Origin of the sequence: Streptomyces sp. NBC_01232 (assembly GCF_035989885.1) — a bacterium.
Lineage (GTDB): Bacteria > Actinomycetota > Actinomycetes > Streptomycetales > Streptomycetaceae > Streptomyces.
Genome location: NZ_CP108518.1, coordinates 4999053 through 5013349, shown reverse-complemented (window position 1 = coordinate 5013349; position 14297 = coordinate 4999053). Strand labels below are relative to the sequence as shown.

Annotated in this window: 26 protein-coding genes; all 26 read right to left on the bottom strand. The window is 65.8% G+C overall.

Annotation, left to right across the window (positions count from 1 at the left end):
• Positions 1-27 precede the first annotated feature (27 nt).
• Entirely contained in the window at positions 28-879 is an 852-nt protein-coding gene (gene truA / locus OG444_RS23320) for a tRNA pseudouridine(38-40) synthase TruA (protein ID WP_327263993.1), read from the bottom strand.
• A 109-nt stretch (positions 880-988) separates the two neighbouring features.
• Entirely contained in the window at positions 989-1450 is a 462-nt protein-coding gene (rplQ, locus tag OG444_RS23315) for a 50S ribosomal protein L17 (RefSeq protein ID WP_030008477.1), read from the bottom strand.
• Between the two features lie 144 nt (positions 1451-1594).
• Positions 1595-2617, bottom strand: a complete 1023-nt coding sequence (locus tag OG444_RS23310) for a DNA-directed RNA polymerase subunit alpha (RefSeq protein ID WP_008739666.1) — start codon at positions 2615-2617, stop codon at positions 1595-1597.
• Between the two features lie 151 nt (positions 2618-2768).
• On the bottom strand, positions 2769-3173 hold the full coding sequence (gene rpsK, locus OG444_RS23305) for a 30S ribosomal protein S11 (protein ID WP_003956432.1): 405 nt from the start codon (positions 3171-3173) through the stop codon (positions 2769-2771).
• Between the two features lie 54 nt (positions 3174-3227).
• Positions 3228-3608 (bottom strand): 30S ribosomal protein S13, encoded by a 381-nt coding sequence (gene rpsM, locus OG444_RS23300; protein WP_069921529.1) that lies wholly within the window; start codon positions 3606-3608, stop codon positions 3228-3230.
• Positions 3609-3808: 200 nt separating this feature from the next.
• Positions 3809-3922 (bottom strand): 50S ribosomal protein L36, encoded by a 114-nt coding sequence (gene rpmJ, locus OG444_RS23295; RefSeq protein WP_003956441.1) that lies wholly within the window; start codon positions 3920-3922, stop codon positions 3809-3811.
• A 73-nt stretch (positions 3923-3995) separates the two neighbouring features.
• Positions 3996-4217, bottom strand: a complete 222-nt coding sequence (gene infA, locus OG444_RS23290; protein ID WP_003956442.1) for a translation initiation factor IF-1 — start codon at positions 4215-4217, stop codon at positions 3996-3998.
• Between the two features lie 138 nt (positions 4218-4355).
• Positions 4356-5207 carry a type I methionyl aminopeptidase gene (gene map / locus OG444_RS23285; protein ID WP_327263992.1) on the bottom strand — a complete coding sequence of 284 codons (852 nt, stop codon included), beginning with the start codon at positions 5205-5207 and terminating at the stop codon, positions 4356-4358.
• 103 nt (positions 5208-5310) lie between these two features.
• On the bottom strand, positions 5311-5958 hold the full coding sequence (locus tag OG444_RS23280) for an adenylate kinase (RefSeq protein WP_327263991.1): 648 nt from the start codon (positions 5956-5958) through the stop codon (positions 5311-5313).
• Positions 5958-7271, bottom strand: a complete 1314-nt coding sequence (gene secY / locus OG444_RS23275) for a preprotein translocase subunit SecY (RefSeq protein ID WP_326588506.1) — start codon at positions 7269-7271, stop codon at positions 5958-5960. The genes OG444_RS23280 and secY overlap by 1 nt, the downstream gene beginning before the upstream one ends.
• 187 nt (positions 7272-7458) lie before the next feature.
• Positions 7459-7914: a 50S ribosomal protein L15 gene (rplO, locus tag OG444_RS23270; protein WP_030008473.1), complete on the bottom strand. Its 456-nt coding sequence runs from the start codon at positions 7912-7914 to the stop codon at positions 7459-7461.
• Positions 7915-7916: 2 nt separating this feature from the next.
• A complete protein-coding gene (gene rpmD, locus OG444_RS23265; RefSeq protein ID WP_053682614.1) occupies positions 7917-8099 on the bottom strand; it encodes a 50S ribosomal protein L30 in 183 nt (60 codons plus the stop codon).
• Entirely contained in the window at positions 8099-8701 is a 603-nt protein-coding gene (rpsE, locus tag OG444_RS23260) for a 30S ribosomal protein S5 (protein ID WP_030388857.1), read from the bottom strand. The genes rpmD and rpsE overlap by 1 nt, the downstream gene beginning before the upstream one ends.
• A gap of 45 nt (positions 8702-8746) precedes the next feature.
• Positions 8747-9130 (bottom strand): 50S ribosomal protein L18, encoded by a 384-nt coding sequence (rplR, locus tag OG444_RS23255; RefSeq protein ID WP_008739696.1) that lies wholly within the window; start codon positions 9128-9130, stop codon positions 8747-8749.
• 2 nt (positions 9131-9132) lie between these two features.
• On the bottom strand, positions 9133-9672 hold the full coding sequence (gene rplF / locus OG444_RS23250) for a 50S ribosomal protein L6 (protein ID WP_327263990.1): 540 nt from the start codon (positions 9670-9672) through the stop codon (positions 9133-9135).
• 20 nt (positions 9673-9692) lie between these two features.
• Positions 9693-10091, bottom strand: coding sequence for a 30S ribosomal protein S8 (rpsH, locus tag OG444_RS23245; protein WP_007265911.1), 399 nt, complete (start codon positions 10089-10091; stop codon positions 9693-9695).
• A 223-nt stretch (positions 10092-10314) separates the two neighbouring features.
• Positions 10315-10500 (bottom strand): type Z 30S ribosomal protein S14, encoded by a 186-nt coding sequence (locus tag OG444_RS23240; RefSeq protein WP_003956452.1) that lies wholly within the window; start codon positions 10498-10500, stop codon positions 10315-10317.
• A gap of 5 nt (positions 10501-10505) precedes the next feature.
• On the bottom strand, positions 10506-11057 hold the full coding sequence (rplE, locus tag OG444_RS23235) for a 50S ribosomal protein L5 (RefSeq protein ID WP_030388859.1): 552 nt from the start codon (positions 11055-11057) through the stop codon (positions 10506-10508).
• Positions 11057-11368: a 50S ribosomal protein L24 gene (gene rplX / locus OG444_RS23230; protein WP_030008468.1), complete on the bottom strand. Its 312-nt coding sequence runs from the start codon at positions 11366-11368 to the stop codon at positions 11057-11059. The genes rplE and rplX overlap by 1 nt, the downstream gene beginning before the upstream one ends.
• Positions 11369-11370: 2 nt before the next feature.
• Positions 11371-11739, bottom strand: a complete 369-nt coding sequence (gene rplN, locus OG444_RS23225; protein WP_008739701.1) for a 50S ribosomal protein L14 — start codon at positions 11737-11739, stop codon at positions 11371-11373.
• Between the two features lie 105 nt (positions 11740-11844).
• The gene (gene rpsQ / locus OG444_RS23220; protein ID WP_030008467.1) at positions 11845-12126 is read right to left on the bottom strand and encodes a 30S ribosomal protein S17; all 282 of its coding nucleotides are present in this window, start codon (positions 12124-12126) and stop codon (positions 11845-11847) included.
• The gene (gene rpmC / locus OG444_RS23215) at positions 12126-12350 is read right to left on the bottom strand and encodes a 50S ribosomal protein L29 (RefSeq protein WP_008739703.1); all 225 of its coding nucleotides are present in this window, start codon (positions 12348-12350) and stop codon (positions 12126-12128) included. The genes rpsQ and rpmC overlap by 1 nt, the downstream gene beginning before the upstream one ends.
• On the bottom strand, positions 12350-12769 hold the full coding sequence (gene rplP, locus OG444_RS23210) for a 50S ribosomal protein L16 (RefSeq protein ID WP_112447745.1): 420 nt from the start codon (positions 12767-12769) through the stop codon (positions 12350-12352). Before rplP ends, rpmC begins: the two co-directional genes overlap by 1 nt.
• 5 nt (positions 12770-12774) lie before the next feature.
• A complete protein-coding gene (gene rpsC / locus OG444_RS23205; RefSeq protein WP_008739710.1) occupies positions 12775-13617 on the bottom strand; it encodes a 30S ribosomal protein S3 in 843 nt (280 codons plus the stop codon).
• A complete protein-coding gene (gene rplV, locus OG444_RS23200) occupies positions 13617-13964 on the bottom strand; it encodes a 50S ribosomal protein L22 (RefSeq protein WP_037792011.1) in 348 nt (115 codons plus the stop codon). Before rplV ends, rpsC begins: the two co-directional genes overlap by 1 nt.
• 43 nt (positions 13965-14007) lie before the next feature.
• Positions 14008-14289, bottom strand: a complete 282-nt coding sequence (gene rpsS, locus OG444_RS23195; protein ID WP_008739713.1) for a 30S ribosomal protein S19 — start codon at positions 14287-14289, stop codon at positions 14008-14010.
• Between the last annotated feature and the right edge of the window lie 8 nt (positions 14290-14297).

Genomic DNA, 14297 nt, shown 5'->3' with positions numbered 1-14297 from the left:
GGTCCGGCGCCGATCCGCCCAAACGGATTAGCAGCAGCCCGCGCCCGGCAGGGTCCGCATGTTGCGCGCTTCCTTGCTGCGGGCGGCCAGCAGCTCGTCCGCCGGGTAGCCGACCTCCTCCAGGGTCAGCCCGTGCGGCTTGACCACGTGCACCGAGGAGTCCCGTACGCCGGCCGCCAGCACCTTGCCGGGCCAGTCGGTGGGCCGGTGCCCGTCCCCGACGTGCAGCATGGCGCCCACCAGCGAGCGGACCATGTTGTGGCAGAAGGCGTCGGCGCGGACGGTCGCGGTGACGATCCCGTCCTCGGCGCGCTCCCAGCTGAGCTGCTGGAGCGTACGGATGGTCGTGGCGCCCTCGCGCTTCTTGCAGTACGCGGCGAAGTCGTGCTCGCCGAGCAGCGCGGCGGCGGCCTCGTTCATGGCGTCCACGTCGAGCGGCCACTGGTGCCACAGCACGTGCCCCCGGCGCAGCGGGTCGACGCCGCCCTGGTGGTCGCCCACCCGGTACGCGTAGCGCCGCCAGATGGCCGAGAAGCGCGCGTTGAAGCCCTCCGGGGCCTCGGCGACCTTCCACACCCGTACGTCGTGCGGCAGCCGGCCCGCGAGGCGGCGCAGCAGCTTGTCGTGGTGCTCGGCCCACACCTCCTCGGCGAGGTCGAACTGGGCGACCTGTCCGCGGGCGTGCACCCCCGCGTCGGTCCGTCCGGCCACCGTCAGCTCGACCGGCCCGGACAGCCGCATCACGGTCTGCAGGGCCGACTCCAGCTCGCCCTGGACGGTCCGCAGCACGCGCTGCTTCGCCCAGCCGGAGAAGTCCTTGCCGTCGTAGCTCAGGTCCAGCCGCACCCGGACGTGCCCGGGCTCCACCTCGTCACTCACGTGACCGATCCTCTCAGAAAGCCGATTCCGCCAGGCACAGCAGAACGGGCCCGCCCCGGAAGGGGGCGGGCCCGTTCAGAGCCGTTCAAGCAAGCGTGATCCCGGAGGATCAGGCCTCCTTGGTCTCCTCGGCGGGGGTCTCGACGGCCTCCGCCTCCTTGACCGCGCGCTTGGTGGCGGCCTCGGCCTCACCGGTGGCCTGCTGGGCGACCGTAAGGGCCTCGACCAGCTCGATCACGGCCATCGGGGCGTTGTCGCCACGACGGTTGCCGATCTTGGTGATGCGCGTGTAACCACCGGGGCGGTTCTCGTAGCGCGGGGCGATCTCGGTGAAGAGCGTGTGCACGATGCTCTTGTCCGTGATCGTCTGCAGCACCAGGCGACGGTTGTGGATGTCGCCCTTCTTGGCCTTGGTGACCAGACGCTCGGCGTAGGGACGCAGGCGACGGGCCTTGGCCTCGGTGGTGGTGATGCGGCCGTGCTCGAAGAGCGACTTCGCGAGGTTCGCGAGGAGGTGCTTCTCGTGCGCGGCGCTGCCGCCCAGACGGGCACCCTTTGCGGGACGCGGCATGGTGTTACTCCTTCATATCTGCACCGGCCGTGTCAGGTACCGGTGTCAGTTCCCCCGAGGCGGATGCCGCGGGAAAGTCTCTTGGGTTCCAGACCCGGCCGGCGGCCCGGGCCCGTGGGCCCCGGCCGCCGGCGGCGGGGTGGATCAGTACTGCTCGGTCTCGACGAAACCGGCGTCCGCGTCGTCGTCGGCGCCGAAGGCGTCGGCGGCGGCGGTCGGGTCGAATCCGGGCGGGCTGTCCTTGAGGGCCAGGCCCATGCCGGCCAGCTTCGCCTTGACCTCGTCGATCGACTTCGCACCGAAGTTGCGGATGTCGAGCAGGTCGGCCTCGGAGCGGGCGACGAGCTCACCCACGGAGTGGATGCCCTCGCGCTTGAGGCAGTTGTACGAGCGGACCGTGAGCTCGAGCTCCTCGATCGGCAGCGCCAGGTCGGCGGCCAGGGCCGCGTCCGTCGGCGAGGGGCCCATGTCGATGCCCTCGGCGTCGATGTTGAGCTCGCGCGCCAGACCGAACAGCTCGACCAGGGTCTTACCGGCGGACGCCATGGCGTCGCGCGGGCGCATGGCCTGCTTGGTCTCGACGTCGACGATCAGCTTGTCGAAGTCGGTGCGCTGCTCGACTCGGGTCGCCTCGACCTTGTAGGTGACCTTGAGGACCGGGCTGTAGATGGAGTCGATCGGGATGCGACCGATCTCCTGGCCCAGCTGCTTGTTCTGGACGGCGGAGACGTAGCCGCGACCGCGCTCGACGGTCAGCTCCATCTCCAGCTTGCCCTTGCCGTTGAGCGTGGCGAGGACGAGGTCCGGGTTGTGCACCTCGACACCGGCCGGGGGCGCGATGTCGGCAGCGGTGACCAGGCCGGGACCCTGCTTGCGCAGGTACATCACGACCGGCTCGTCGTGCTCCGAGGAGACGACCAGCTGCTTGATGTTGAGGATGATGTCGGTGACGTCTTCCTTGACGCCCGGCACGGTGGTGAACTCGTGCAGGACGCCGTCCACGCGGATGCTGGTGACAGCGGCACCCGGGATGGAGGACAGGAGGGTACGGCGCAGGGAGTTGCCGAGGGTGTAACCGAAGCCCGGCTCCAGCGGCTCGATCACGAACCGCGAGCGGTACTCGTCGACGACCTCTTCGGTCAGCGAAGGACGCTGAGCGATAAGCATGTCTGTGTTCCTTCATTCGTGGACGCCCACTATTTGACGCCCGACGGGATGCCGTACCAGAAGTACGGCTACTGCAAGGGTACGGGCGGTACGTCCCCAGAAGGGGTCGTACCGCCCGGACACTCAAGAACGCACGGGTGCGTCCGCTGCGTCAGACGCGGCGGCGCTTCGGCGGGCGGCAGCCGTTGTGCGGGGTGGGGGTGACGTCCTGGATCGAGCCGACCTCGAGGCCGGTGGCCTGGAGGGAGCGGATCGCGGTCTCGCGGCCGGAGCCCGGACCCTTCACGAAGACGTCAACCTTGCGCATGCCGTGCTCCTGCGCGCGACGGGCGGCCGACTCGGCAGCCATCTGCGCGGCGAAGGGGGTGGACTTGCGCGAGCCCTTGAAGCCGACGTGGCCGGCGGAGGCCCAGGAGATCACGTTGCCCGAGGGGTCGGTGATCGAAACGATGGTGTTGTTGAACGTGCTCTTGATGTGGGCGTGCCCGTGAGCGACGTTCTTCTTTTCCTTGCGGCGCACCTTCTTGGCAGCGCCCTGACGACCCTTGGGGGGCATCTAAATCTCCTACGGGAGGTGGTCGGTCCTACAGCGCAAGACCGCTGAACAGGACTACTTCTTGCCCGGCTTCTTCTTACCGGCGATCGCGCGACGCGGGCCCTTGCGGGTACGCGCGTTGGTGCTGGTGCGCTGACCGTGCACCGGCAGGCCACGACGGTGGCGGATGCCCTGGTAGCACTGGATCTCGATCTTGCGGCGGATGTCGCCCTGGATCTCGCGGCGGAGGTCACCCTCGGTGCGGAGGTTGGCGTCCACGTACTCGCGGATCTTGACCAGGTCCTCTTCGGCCAGGTCACGAACGCGGGTGTTCGGGTTCACACCGGTGGCCGCAAGGATCTCCTTGGACCGGGTGCGACCGACACCGAAGACGTAGGTGAGTGCGATCTCCACGCGCTTTTCGCGCGGGATGTCAACACCGGAAACGCGTGCCATTCAATGGCTCCTGTGTGTTCGGGGGTCTTCAGCAGAACCGACCCCGACCGCCGACCACCCTGAAGTGGGTGATGGTACGTCCGGGTCCCCGGCCCCCGCCGGAGGTACCGCCGGCCCCGTGAAGGGCTGGGCGGGTTCTGCGTAATTACGTTTTCTTACGTCGCGCGAAGAACTGCGGAAGGCAGGTCGGTCGGCGTGCGTCAGCCCTGGCGCTGCTTGTGGCGCAGGTTGTCGCAGATGACCATGACCCGGCCGTGACGGCGGATCACCTTGCACTTGTCGCAGATCTTCTTGACGCTCGGCTTGACCTTCATGTTGGTGAGGTTCTCCGGGTCAGTGCCACCACCCGCACCGGGACGGATGCCCAGGCAGGAGTGAGAGCAAGATCTACTTGTATCGGTAGACGATCCGGCCACGCGTCAGGTCGTACGGAGAGAGCTCCACAACGACCCGGTCATCCGGGAGGATGCGGATGTAGTGCATACGCATCTTGCCGCTGATGTGCGCGAGGACCTTGTGACCGTTCTGGAGTTCCACCTTGAACATCGCGTTCGGGAGGGACTCGATCACGGTGCCCTCGATTTCGATGGCACCTTGCTTCTTGGCCACGCTTCGCCTTTCGAATCGGCTACCTTGATCGGCTCGGTGCGCCATGCAGGCATGGGAGTGCACGAGAGCCGACGAGTCAGTCTACGTCAGGGCACCCCGAAAGACGAATCCGGAAAGTTTGCCCCAGAGTCTAGATCATTAACCGAGGGGGTCCGGAGCCGTGGTGACTCCGTACTCCGCCAGCTTCGCCTTGCCGCAGTCCGGGCTGGTCAGGACGATGGGTCCCGCCTCCGTCAGCGCGATGGAGTGCTCCCAGTGCGAGGACCAGGTGCCGTCCGTCGTGATGACCGTCCAGTCGTCCGAAAGGACCTCCGTCTGGGCGGTACCCAGGGAGACCATCGGCTCGATCGCAAGGCACAGGCCCGGGACGAGCTTGATCCCCTTGCCCCGCTTGCGCGAGACGTAGTTCAGCAGGTGCGGGTCCATGTGCATCTCGGACCCGATGCCGTGGCCGCCGTAGTCCTCGATGATCCCGAACTTGCCGAGGCTGTGGTCACCGGTGGACGGGCGGGGCTGGCGCCTGATGTACGTCTCGATCGCCTTCGAGATGTCCACGAGGCGGTTGCCCAGCTTCATGGCGGCGATACCGGCCCACATGGACTCCTCGGTCACCCGGGAGAGCTCCACGAGCTCAGGGGCGTGCCCCGTGCCCACGAAGGCGGTGTACGCGGCGTCGCCGTGCCAGCCGTCCACGATCGCGCCGGCGTCGATCGAGATGATGTCGCCGTCCTTGAGGACGGTCTTGTCGTCCGGGATGCCGTGGACGACGACCTCGTTCACCGAGGTGCAGATGGTCGCGGGGAAGCCGCCGTAACCGAGGAAGTTCGACTTGGCACCGGCGTCCGCGATGACCTTGCGGGCCACCATGTCCAGATCCCGCGTCGTGGCGCCCGGCACGGCCGCCTCACGGGTCGCAGCGTGGATCGCGGCGACGACCAGCCCTGCCTCGCGCATCTTCGCGATCTGCTCGGGGGTCTTGATCTGGACCATGGGAAATGCCTTCCACCTTCGGATCTGCGCTGTACAGGTCTTCTCAACAGTACGGCCGCGATGTCCTGGGGACACCGCGGCCGTACCTGCACACAAAGAGTTACTACTTCTTGAGGGCGTCCATCGCGCGCTTCGTGACGTCCGCGACCTCACCGAGGGCCGGGATGGTCACCAGCAGGCCCTGGGCCTTGTAGTAGTCGATGATCGGCTCGGTCTGCGTGTGGTAGACCTCGAGCCGGTTGCGCACCGTCGCCTCGGAGTCGTCGCCGCGCTGGTACAGCTCGCCGCCGCAGGTGTCGCAGACACCCTCGGCCTTGGGCTGGGCGTACGTCACGTGGAAGACGTGCGAGGAGTCGTTGCGGCAGATGCGCCGGCCGGCGATCCGCTTGACGACCTCGTCCTCCTCGACCTCCAGGTCGAGGACGGCGTCGAGCTTCATGCCCGCCGCCTGGAGCATCACGTCGAGCGCCTCGGCCTGCGAGACGTTGCGCGGGAATCCGTCGAGCAGGAAGCCGTTCACGGCGTCCGGCTGCTCCATACGGTCCTTCGCCATGCCGATGGTCACCTCGTCGGGGACCAGGTCGCCGGCGTCCATGTACGCCTTCGCCTGCTTGCCCAGCTCAGTGCCCTGGCTGATGTTGGCCCGGAACAGGTCGCCCGTGGAGATGTGCGGAATCGACAGGTTCTTGGCAAGGAACGCAGCCTGCGTTCCCTTGCCCGCACCGGGCGGTCCAACGAGGACGATTCGCATCAGCGGAGGAACCCTTCGTAATTACGCTGCTGGAGCTGGCTCTCGATCTGCTTCACGGTTTCCAGACCCACACCCACGATGATGAGGATGCTCGTCCCGCCGAACGGGAAGTTCTGGTTCGCTCCGAAGCCGGCCAACGCCATCGTCGGCACAAGAGCGATGAGACCCAGGTACAGCGACCCCGGCCAGGTGATCCGGTTGAGTACGTAGCTCAGGTACTCGGCGGTGGGCCGACCGGCGCGGATGCCCGGGATGAACCCACCATACTTCTTCATGTTGTCTGCAACTTCCTCGGGGTTGAACGAGATCGCCACGTAGAAGAACGCGAAGAAAACGATCAGGAGGAAGTACACCGCGATGTAGTACGGGTGGTCGCCCTTGACGAAGTGCTTCTGGATCCAGGTGGCCCAGCCCGCGGTGGACCCGCTGAACTGCACGACCAGTGCCGGGATGTAGAGCAGCGACGAGGCGAAGATAACGGGGATGATGCCCGCCTGGTTCACCTTGAGCGGGATGTAGGTCGAGGTACCACCGTAGGCACGGCGGCCGATCATGCGCTTCGCGTACTGGACCGGGATCCGGCGCTGCGCCTGCTCGACGAAGACGACGAGGCCGACCATCGCGAGACCGACGAGCATGACCACGCCGAACTCGACCCAGCCGTCGGCGATCTTGCCCTGCTCCTTGATGGCCCACAGGGCGCCGATGAAGCCGGCGGCGATCGAGATGAACATGAGGATCGACATGCCGTTGCCGATGCCGCGGTCGGTGATGAGCTCACCGAGCCACATGACGACGCAGGTACCGGCGGTCATGGTGACCACCATGACGACCGTGGTGAAGATCGACCGGTCGGGGACGATCTGGCTGGCGACCTGGCAGCCCTGGAACAGGGCACCGGTGCGGGCCGTGGCGACGAGGCCCGTGCCCTGCAGGATCGCGAGCGCGACCGTCAGATAGCGCGTGTACTGAGTGATCTTCGCCGTGCCGGACTGTCCCTCTTTTTTGAGGGTCTCCAGCTTCGGGATGACCACGGTCAGCAGCTGCAGAATGATGCTCGCCGTGATGTAGGGCATGATGCCGAGCGCAAAGATCGTGATCTGCAGCAGCGCACCGCCGCTGAACATGTTGACCAGACCGAACAGCCCATTGCTGCTGCCTGCCTGTTCGACACAGATCTGAACGTTCTTGTAGCTCACGCCGGGTACCGGGATATGGGACCCGAGCCGGAACAGCACGATGATGCCGAGCGTGAAGAGCAGCTTCTTGCGCAGGTCGGGCGTCTTGAACGCCCGGGCGAACGCGGTGAGCACGGTGCCTCCTGCGACCCCCGCGCTACTGCGTCAGAGGTGACGGTCTGAGGGATCGACGTATACGACAAAGCAAAGGTGCACGCCACCTTACCGGCGAGTGTGCCTTCCGTGGAACGACCGACCGGGGATGCCCCATATGTGAGGCATCCCCGGTCGGGTTTCGAGCTATTCAGCCACTGAAATCGTCTTAGACGAGCTCGGTGACGGTGCCGCCGGCAGCGGCAATCTTCTCCTTGGCGGAGGCGGAAACGGCGTCAACCGAAACCTGCAGCGCCACGGAGATCTCGCCCTGGCCCAGGACCTTGACGAGGCTGTTCTTGCGAACCGCGCCCTTGGCGACCAGGTCGGCCACCGTGACTTCTCCACCCTCGGGGTAGAGAGCGCCGAGCTTGTCCAGGTTGACAACCTGGAACTCGGTGCGGAACGGGTTCTTGAAGCCCTTGAGCTTCGGCAGGCGCATGTGGAGGGGCATCTGCCCACCCTCGAAGCGCTGCGGGATCTGGTAACGGGCCTTCTGGCCCTTCGTACCACGACCGGCCGTCTTACCCTTCGACGCCTCACCACGACCGACACGGGTCTTCGCGGTCTTGGCGCCGGGGGCGGGACGGAGGTTGTGGGCCTTCAGCGGGCTGTTCTCAGCCATGATTAGTCAACCTCCTCAACCGTCACGAGGTGGCGGACGGTCTGCACCATTCCGCGGAACTCGGGGCGGTCCTCCTTGACGACGACGTCGTTCAGGCGCTTGAGCCCGAGCGAACGCAGCGTGTCGCGGTGGTTCTGCTTGCTGCCGATGTACGACTTCGTCTGCGTGATCTTGAGGCGAGCCATTACGCACCCGCCCCGGCACGTGCACGAAGCAGAGCCGCGGGGGCGACGTCCTCGAGGGGCAGACCACGGCGAGCCGCGATCTCCTCGGGACGCTGCAGGCCCTGGAGGGCCGCCACGGTCGCGTGCACGATGTTGATCGCGTTGTCGGAGCCCAGGGACTTCGACAGGATGTCGTGAACGCCGGCGCACTCCAGAACGGCGCGCACCGGGCCACCGGCGATAACACCGGTACCGGGGGAAGCAGGCTTCAGCAGGACGACGCCCGCAGCCTTCTCGCCCTGGATCGGGTGAGGGATGGTGCCCTGGATGCGCGGAACCTTGAAGAAGTTCTTCTTCGCTTCCTCGACACCCTTGGCGATGGCCGCGGGAACTTCCTTGGCCTTGCCGTAACCGACACCTACAGTGCCGTCACCGTCGCCCACCACGACCAGCGCGGTGAAGCTGAAGCGGCGACCACCCTTGACAACCTTGGCGACGCGGTTGATCGCGACAACGCGCTCAACGTAAGCGGTCTTCTCGGCGGCAGGGCCACCGTCGCGACCCTTCCGGTCCCGCCGCTCGCCGCCACCGGCACCGCTTCCGCGGCGCTGGGGTCCAGCCATTGGATTACCTCTCTCTGTTACGTCCGTGAGTCCCGGAACCGGGGCTTAGAACTTCAGCCCGGCTTCGCGGGCGGCGTCAGCCAGAGCGGCAATGCGCCCGGCGTATCGGTTGCCACCGCGGTCGAACACGACGGTCTCGACTCCCGCAGCCTTCGCACGCTCGGCGACGAGCGCGCCGACGGCCTGGGCCTGGGCGCTCTTGTCGCCTTCGCCACCGCGGATCGAGGTGTCCAGGGTCGACGCGGACGCCAGGGTGTGACCCTGGAGGTCGTCGATGACCTGAGCAACGATGTTGCGGTTCGAACGCGTCACGACGAGGCGCGGACGCTCCGCCGTACCCGACACGTTCTTGCGAATGCGGATGTGGCGGCGAGCCTTGGCAGCGCGCTTGTACGCGTCGCCCTTGGCGATCTTCACACCGTATGCCATGGCTACTTACCAGCCTTTCCGACCTTGCGGCGGATGACTTCGCCGGCGTACTTGACACCCTTGGCCTTGTACGGGTCGGGCTTCCGCAGCTTGCGGATGTTGGCGGCGACCTCGCCGACCTTCTGCTTGTCGATGCCCTCGACCGAGAACTTGGTCGGCGACTCGACCTTGAAGGAGATGCCCTCGGGCGCCTCCACCAGGATCGGGTGGCTGTAACCCAGCTGGAACTCCAGGTTGGAGCCCTTCGCCAGGACACGGTAACCGACACCGCTGATCTCGAGAGCCTTGACGTATCCCGTGGTCACACCGGTGATCATGTTCGCCACCAGCGTGCGGGACAGGCCGTGCAGGGCCTTGTTCTGACGCTCGTCGTTCGGACGGGTGACGTTCAGAACGCCGTCCTCGCCCTTCACGACGGCGATGGGAGCCTTGACGGTGTGGGTGAGGGAACCCTTGGGGCCCTTAACCGCAACCGTGCTGCCATCGATGGTGACGTCCACACCGGCGGGAACCTGGATGGGGAGCTTGCCGATTCGCGACATTGCTTTTCCTCCGTTCCCGACTACCAGACGTAGGCGAGGACTTCCCCACCTACGCCCTTCTTGCCTGCCTGCTGGCCGGTGAGCAGACCGTGCGACGTGGAGATGATCGCCACGCCCAGGCCGCCGAGCACCTTCGGCAGGTTGGTGGACTTCGCGTACACGCGCAGACCGGGCTTCGAGATCCGCTTGATGCCCGCAATGGAGCGCTCGCGGTTCGGCCCGAACTTCAGCTCGAGGACGAGGTTCTTGCCGACCTCGGCGTCCTCGACCTTCCAGCCGGTGATGAAACCCTCCTGCTTGAGGATCTCTGCGATGTGCGACTTGATCTTGCTGTGCGGCATCACGACGGTGTCGTGGTACGCCGAGTTAGCGTTACGCAGACGCGTGAGCATGTCTGCGATCGGGTCAGTCATGGTCATGAAGTGGCCTTCGGCCTCTCTCGCCGGGGTTTCCTGTATGCGCCATCCCTCTCCCCACTCAGTGGCGGGACGGGTGCGGTGCGGGGACCTACGGCGTAGTAAGTCGTTATGGGCGGCGGACGCCCAACCACACAAGCCTAAGGCATGCGCGGCTGGGCACCCACCGTCCAGATGCTTACCGAGAGTGCCTGGTACTCCCCAAGTCCTTACGGACGAGGGTGATTTACCAGGAGCTCTTGGTCACGCCCGGCAGCTCGCCACGGTGAGCCATCTCACGAAGGCACACGCGGCACAGGCCGAACTTGCGGTACACGGAGTGGGGGCGACCGCAGCGCTGGCAGCGGGTGTACGCACGCACACCGAACTTGGGCTTACGGGCAGCCTTCGCGATGAGAGCCTTCTTCGCCATCTCGCTTACGCCTCCTTGAAGGGGAAGCCGAGGTGACGAAGGAGGGCACGGCCCTCGTCGTCGTTGGTCGCCGTGGTGACCACGGTGATGTCCATACCCCGGGTACGGTCGATCTTGTCCTGGTCGATCTCGTGGAACATGACCTGCTCCGTGAGACCGAAGGTGTAGTTGCCACGGCCGTCGAACTGCTTCGGCGACAGACCACGGAAGTCACGGATACGCGGAAGCGCGAGCGACAGCGTACGGTCCAGGAACTCCCACATGCGGTCACCACGGAGGGTGACGTGGCAGCCGATCGGCTGACCCTCGCGCAGCTTGAACTGCGCGATGGACTTGCGGGCCTTCGTGACGGCCGGCTTCTGACCGGTGATCGTCGTCAGGTCCTTGATGGCGCCGTCGATCAGCTTGGAGTCGCGGGCGGCGTCGCCCACACCCATGTTGACCACGATCTTCACGAGGCCGGGAATCTGCATGACGTTCTCGTAGGAGAACTCCTCACGCAGCTTGCCCGCGATGTCCTCGCGGTACTTCGTCTTGAGACGCGGAGTGGTAGCCATCAGATGTCCTCACCCGTCCGCTTGGCAACGCGGATCTTGTTGCCCTCGTCGTCGAAGCGGTAGCCGACGCGGGTGACGACCTTCTTGCCGTCCTTCTCCACAACCAGCTGAACGTTGCTGACGTGGACCGGGGCCTCGGTGATCACAATGCCACCGGCCTGGTTCTGCGCAGCCTTGGTGTGCTTCTTGACCCGGTTGACACCCTCGACGAGGACACGGTTGTCGGCGGGGAAGGCAACGATGACCTTGCCCTGCTTGCCCTTGTCCTTACCGGTGATGACCTGGACCAGGTCGCCCTTCTTGATCTTCATGCTTACAGCACCTCCGGCGCGAGCGAGATGATCTTCATGAACTTCTTCTCGCGCAGCTCACGGCCCACCGGGCCGAAGATACGGGTGCCGCGAGGGTCGCCGTCGTTCTTCAGAATGACGGCGGCGTTCTCGTCAAAGCGGATGTACGAGCCGTCCTGGCGGCGACGCTCCTTGACGGTGCGAACGATGACCGCCTTGACGACGTCACCCTTCTTCACGTTGCCACCGGGGATCGCGTCCTTGACGGTGGCGACGATGACGTCTCCGATGCCCGCGTAGCGGCGACCGGAACCACCGAGAACACGGATGCAAAGGATTTCCTTGGCACCAGTGTTGTCGGCGATACGCAGTCGCGACTCCTGCTGGATCACGTGTATCTCCTGTTTGTCTGCCGGTTCCCGGCGGGGGCTTCACTCCGGAGAGCGTCGCCCCCACCGAGCCTGGCGGAACGAACCTAAGGGAAACCCCTCAGGTGCTTACTTGGCCTTCTCGAGGATCTCGACGATGCGCCAGCGCTTGCTCGCCGACAGCGGACGCGTCTCCATGATGAGGACGCGGTCGCCGACGCCGGCAGCGTTCTGCTCGTCGTGAGCCTTGAGCTTGTTCGTACGGCGGATGACCTTGCCGTACAGGGCGTGCTTCACGCGGTCCTCGACGGCGACGACGACGGTCTTGTCCATCTTGTCGCTGACGACCAGACCCTCACGGGTCTTGCGGAAACCGCGCTCGGTCTTCTCAGTCACGTTGTTCTCGCTCATCAGGCGCTCTCCACCGTCTCGATACCGAGCTCACGCTCGTGCATCAGGGTGTAGATGCGAGCGATGTCCTTACGGACGGACTTGAGCCGGCCGTTGTTCTCCAGCTGACCCGTGGCCGCCTGGAAGCGGAGCTTGAACAGCTCCTCCTTGGCCTCGCGCAGCTTGCCAACGAGCTCCTCGTTGCCGAGCTCACGCAGCTCGGACGCCTTGGTTCCCGTCGCCATCACGACTCACCTGCCTCGCGCCGAACAATCCGGCACTTCATCGGAAGCTTGTGAGCAGCGCGGGTGAGCGCCTCACGAGCAATCTTCTCGTTCGGGTAGGACAGCTCGAACATGACCCGGCCCGGGTGCACGTTGGCGATCCACCACTCGGGAGAACCCTTACCGGAACCCATGCGGGTTTCGGCCGGCTTCTTCGTCAGCGGGCGGTCCGGGTAGATGTTGATCCAGACCTTGCCGCCACGCTTGATGTGGCGGGTCATCGCAATACGAGCCGCCTCGATCTGGCGGTTCGTCACGTACGCCGGGGTCAGCGCCTGGATGCCGTACTCGCCGAACGAGACCTCAGTACCGCCCTTGGCCATACCGCTGCGCTTCGGGTGGTGCTGCTTGCGGTGCTTGACCCTACGAGGGATCAGCATGTCGGTCAGGCCTCCGTTCCGGTGCTCTCGGCCGGAGCGGCGGCGGGAGCGTCGGCCTTGGGGGCCTCGGCACCAGCAGCCTGCTGCGGCTTGCGGCCACCACGGCCGCCGCGCTCGCCACCACGGCCACCACGGCCGGCGGGACGGTCGCCAGCGCCCTGCGCGCCACGGGCCGGGCGGTTACCCGCACGGGCCGCAGCGTTCTCGGCGCGAACCTCGGCGATGTTCTTGACATCGCCCTTGTAGATCCAGACCTTCACACCGATACGGCCGAAGGTGGTCTTGGCCTCGAAGAAGCCGTAGTCCACGTTCGCGCGCAGGGTGTGCAGCGGCACACGGCCTTCGCGGTAGAACTCGGAGCGGGACATCTCGGCGCCGCCGAGACGGCCGCCACACTGGATCTTGATGCCCTTGGCGCCGGCCTTCATCGTGCCCTGCATGCTCTTACGCATGGCGCGACGGAAGGAGACGCGGGAGGAGAGCTGCTCGGCAACGGCCTGGGCAACCAGCTGGGCATCGAGCTCGGGGTTCTTGACCTCGAGGATGTTCAGCTGGACCTGCTTGCCCGTGAGCTTCTCGAGGTCACCGCGGATGCGGTCGGCCTCGGCGCCACGGCGGCCGATGACGATGCCCGGACGAGCGGTGTGGATGTCCACACGCACGCGGTCACGGGTGCGCTCGATCTCAACCTTCGAGATGCCGGCGCGCTCCATGCCGGACGTCATCATCCGACGGATGGCGACGTCTTCCTTGACGTAGTCCTTGTACAGCTTGTCGGCGTACCAACGCGACTTGAAGTCGGTGGTGATGCCGAGCCGGAACCCGTGCGGGTTTACCTTCTGGCCCATTACCGGGAACCTTCCTTGCTGCTGACGACCACGGTGATGTGGCTGGTCCGCTTGCGGATCCGGTAGGCACGGCCCTGCGCACGCGGACGGAACCGCTTCAGGGTCGGGCCCTCGTCCACGAACGCCTCGCTGATGACCAGCGTGGAGGCGTCCGGGTGGTTGTAGTTGTGTGCGGCATTGGCAATGGCGCTGTCAAGCACCTTGCCAACCGGCACGCTCGCGGCCTGCGGGGCGAAACGCAGGACCGCCTGAGCCTCCGTGGCATCCATGCCACGGATAAGGTCCACCACTCGGCGGGCCTTCATGGGCGTGACGCGGATGTACCGCGCCTGGGCCCTGGCTTCCATGGTTGTCCCTTCGGTGTAAGTCATAGTCGTAACCACCCCGCCTTTAGCGGCGCTTCGACTTCCGGTCGTCCTTGACGTGGCCGCGGAAGGTGCGAGTCGGCGAGAACTCGCCGAGCTTGTGGCCGACCATCGACTCGGTGACGAACACCGGGACGTGGGTCTTGCCGTTGTGCACCGCGATGGTGTGACCCAGCATGCTGGGGATGATCATCGAGCGACGGGACCAGGTCTTGATGACGTTCTTGGTGCCGGCTTCGTTCTGGACGTCCACCTTCTTTACGAGGTGGTCGTCGACGAAGGGCCCCTTCTTGAGACTGCGCGGCATCTAAACCC

Excerpts from the sequence above, each read along its gene's own strand:
- OG444_RS23240 (WP_003956452.1), bottom strand. The coding sequence starts at position 10,500 with ATGGCGAAGAAGGCTCTCATCGCGAAGGCTGCCCGTAAGCCCAAGTTC.
- OG444_RS23310 (WP_008739666.1), bottom strand. The coding sequence starts at position 2,617 with ATGCTTATCGCTCAGCGTCCTTCGCTGACCGAAGAGGTCGTCGACGAG.
- rplO (WP_030008473.1), bottom strand. The coding sequence starts at position 7,914 with ATGGCTGAGAACAGCCCGCTGAAGGCCCACAACCTCCGTCCCGCCCCC.
- rpsH (WP_007265911.1), bottom strand. The coding sequence starts at position 10,091 with ATGACCATGACTGACCCGATCGCAGACATGCTCACGCGTCTGCGTAAC.
- rpsM (WP_069921529.1), bottom strand. The coding sequence starts at position 3,608 with ATGGCACGCGTTTCCGGTGTTGACATCCCGCGCGAAAAGCGCGTGGAG.
- map (WP_327263992.1), bottom strand. The coding sequence starts at position 5,207 with ATGGTCCAGATCAAGACCCCCGAGCAGATCGCGAAGATGCGCGAGGCA.
- OG444_RS23280 (WP_327263991.1), bottom strand. The coding sequence starts at position 5,958 with ATGCGAATCGTCCTCGTTGGACCGCCCGGTGCGGGCAAGGGAACGCAG.
- rpmD (WP_053682614.1), bottom strand. The coding sequence starts at position 8,099 with ATGGCTCGCCTCAAGATCACGCAGACGAAGTCGTACATCGGCAGCAAG.
- rpsS (WP_008739713.1), bottom strand. The coding sequence starts at position 14,289 with ATGCCGCGCAGTCTCAAGAAGGGGCCCTTCGTCGACGACCACCTCGTA.
- rplR (WP_008739696.1), bottom strand. The coding sequence starts at position 9,130 with ATGGCATACGGTGTGAAGATCGCCAAGGGCGACGCGTACAAGCGCGCT.
- rpsK (WP_003956432.1), bottom strand. The coding sequence starts at position 3,173 with ATGCCCCCCAAGGGTCGTCAGGGCGCTGCCAAGAAGGTGCGCCGCAAG.
- rplE (WP_030388859.1), bottom strand. The coding sequence starts at position 11,057 with ATGGCTACCACTCCGCGTCTCAAGACGAAGTACCGCGAGGACATCGCG.
- rplX (WP_030008468.1), bottom strand. The coding sequence starts at position 11,368 with ATGAAGATCAAGAAGGGCGACCTGGTCCAGGTCATCACCGGTAAGGAC.
- rpmJ (WP_003956441.1), bottom strand. The coding sequence starts at position 3,922 with ATGAAGGTCAAGCCGAGCGTCAAGAAGATCTGCGACAAGTGCAAGGTG.
- rpsC (WP_008739710.1), bottom strand. The coding sequence starts at position 13,617 with ATGGGCCAGAAGGTAAACCCGCACGGGTTCCGGCTCGGCATCACCACC.
- rpmC (WP_008739703.1), bottom strand. The coding sequence starts at position 12,350 with ATGGCGACGGGAACCAAGGCGTCCGAGCTGCGTGAGCTCGGCAACGAG.
- rplP (WP_112447745.1), bottom strand. The coding sequence starts at position 12,769 with ATGCTGATCCCTCGTAGGGTCAAGCACCGCAAGCAGCACCACCCGAAG.
- rpsQ (WP_030008467.1), bottom strand. The coding sequence starts at position 12,126 with ATGAGCGAGAACAACGTGACTGAGAAGACCGAGCGCGGTTTCCGCAAG.
- rpsE (WP_030388857.1), bottom strand. The coding sequence starts at position 8,701 with ATGGCTGGACCCCAGCGCCGCGGAAGCGGTGCCGGTGGCGGCGAGCGG.
- rplQ (WP_030008477.1), bottom strand. The coding sequence starts at position 1,450 with ATGCCGCGTCCCGCAAAGGGTGCCCGTCTGGGCGGCAGCGCCGCGCAC.
- rplF (WP_327263990.1), bottom strand. The coding sequence starts at position 9,672 with ATGTCGCGAATCGGCAAGCTCCCCATCCAGGTTCCCGCCGGTGTGGAC.
- rplV (WP_037792011.1), bottom strand. The coding sequence starts at position 13,964 with ATGGAAGCCAGGGCCCAGGCGCGGTACATCCGCGTCACGCCCATGAAG.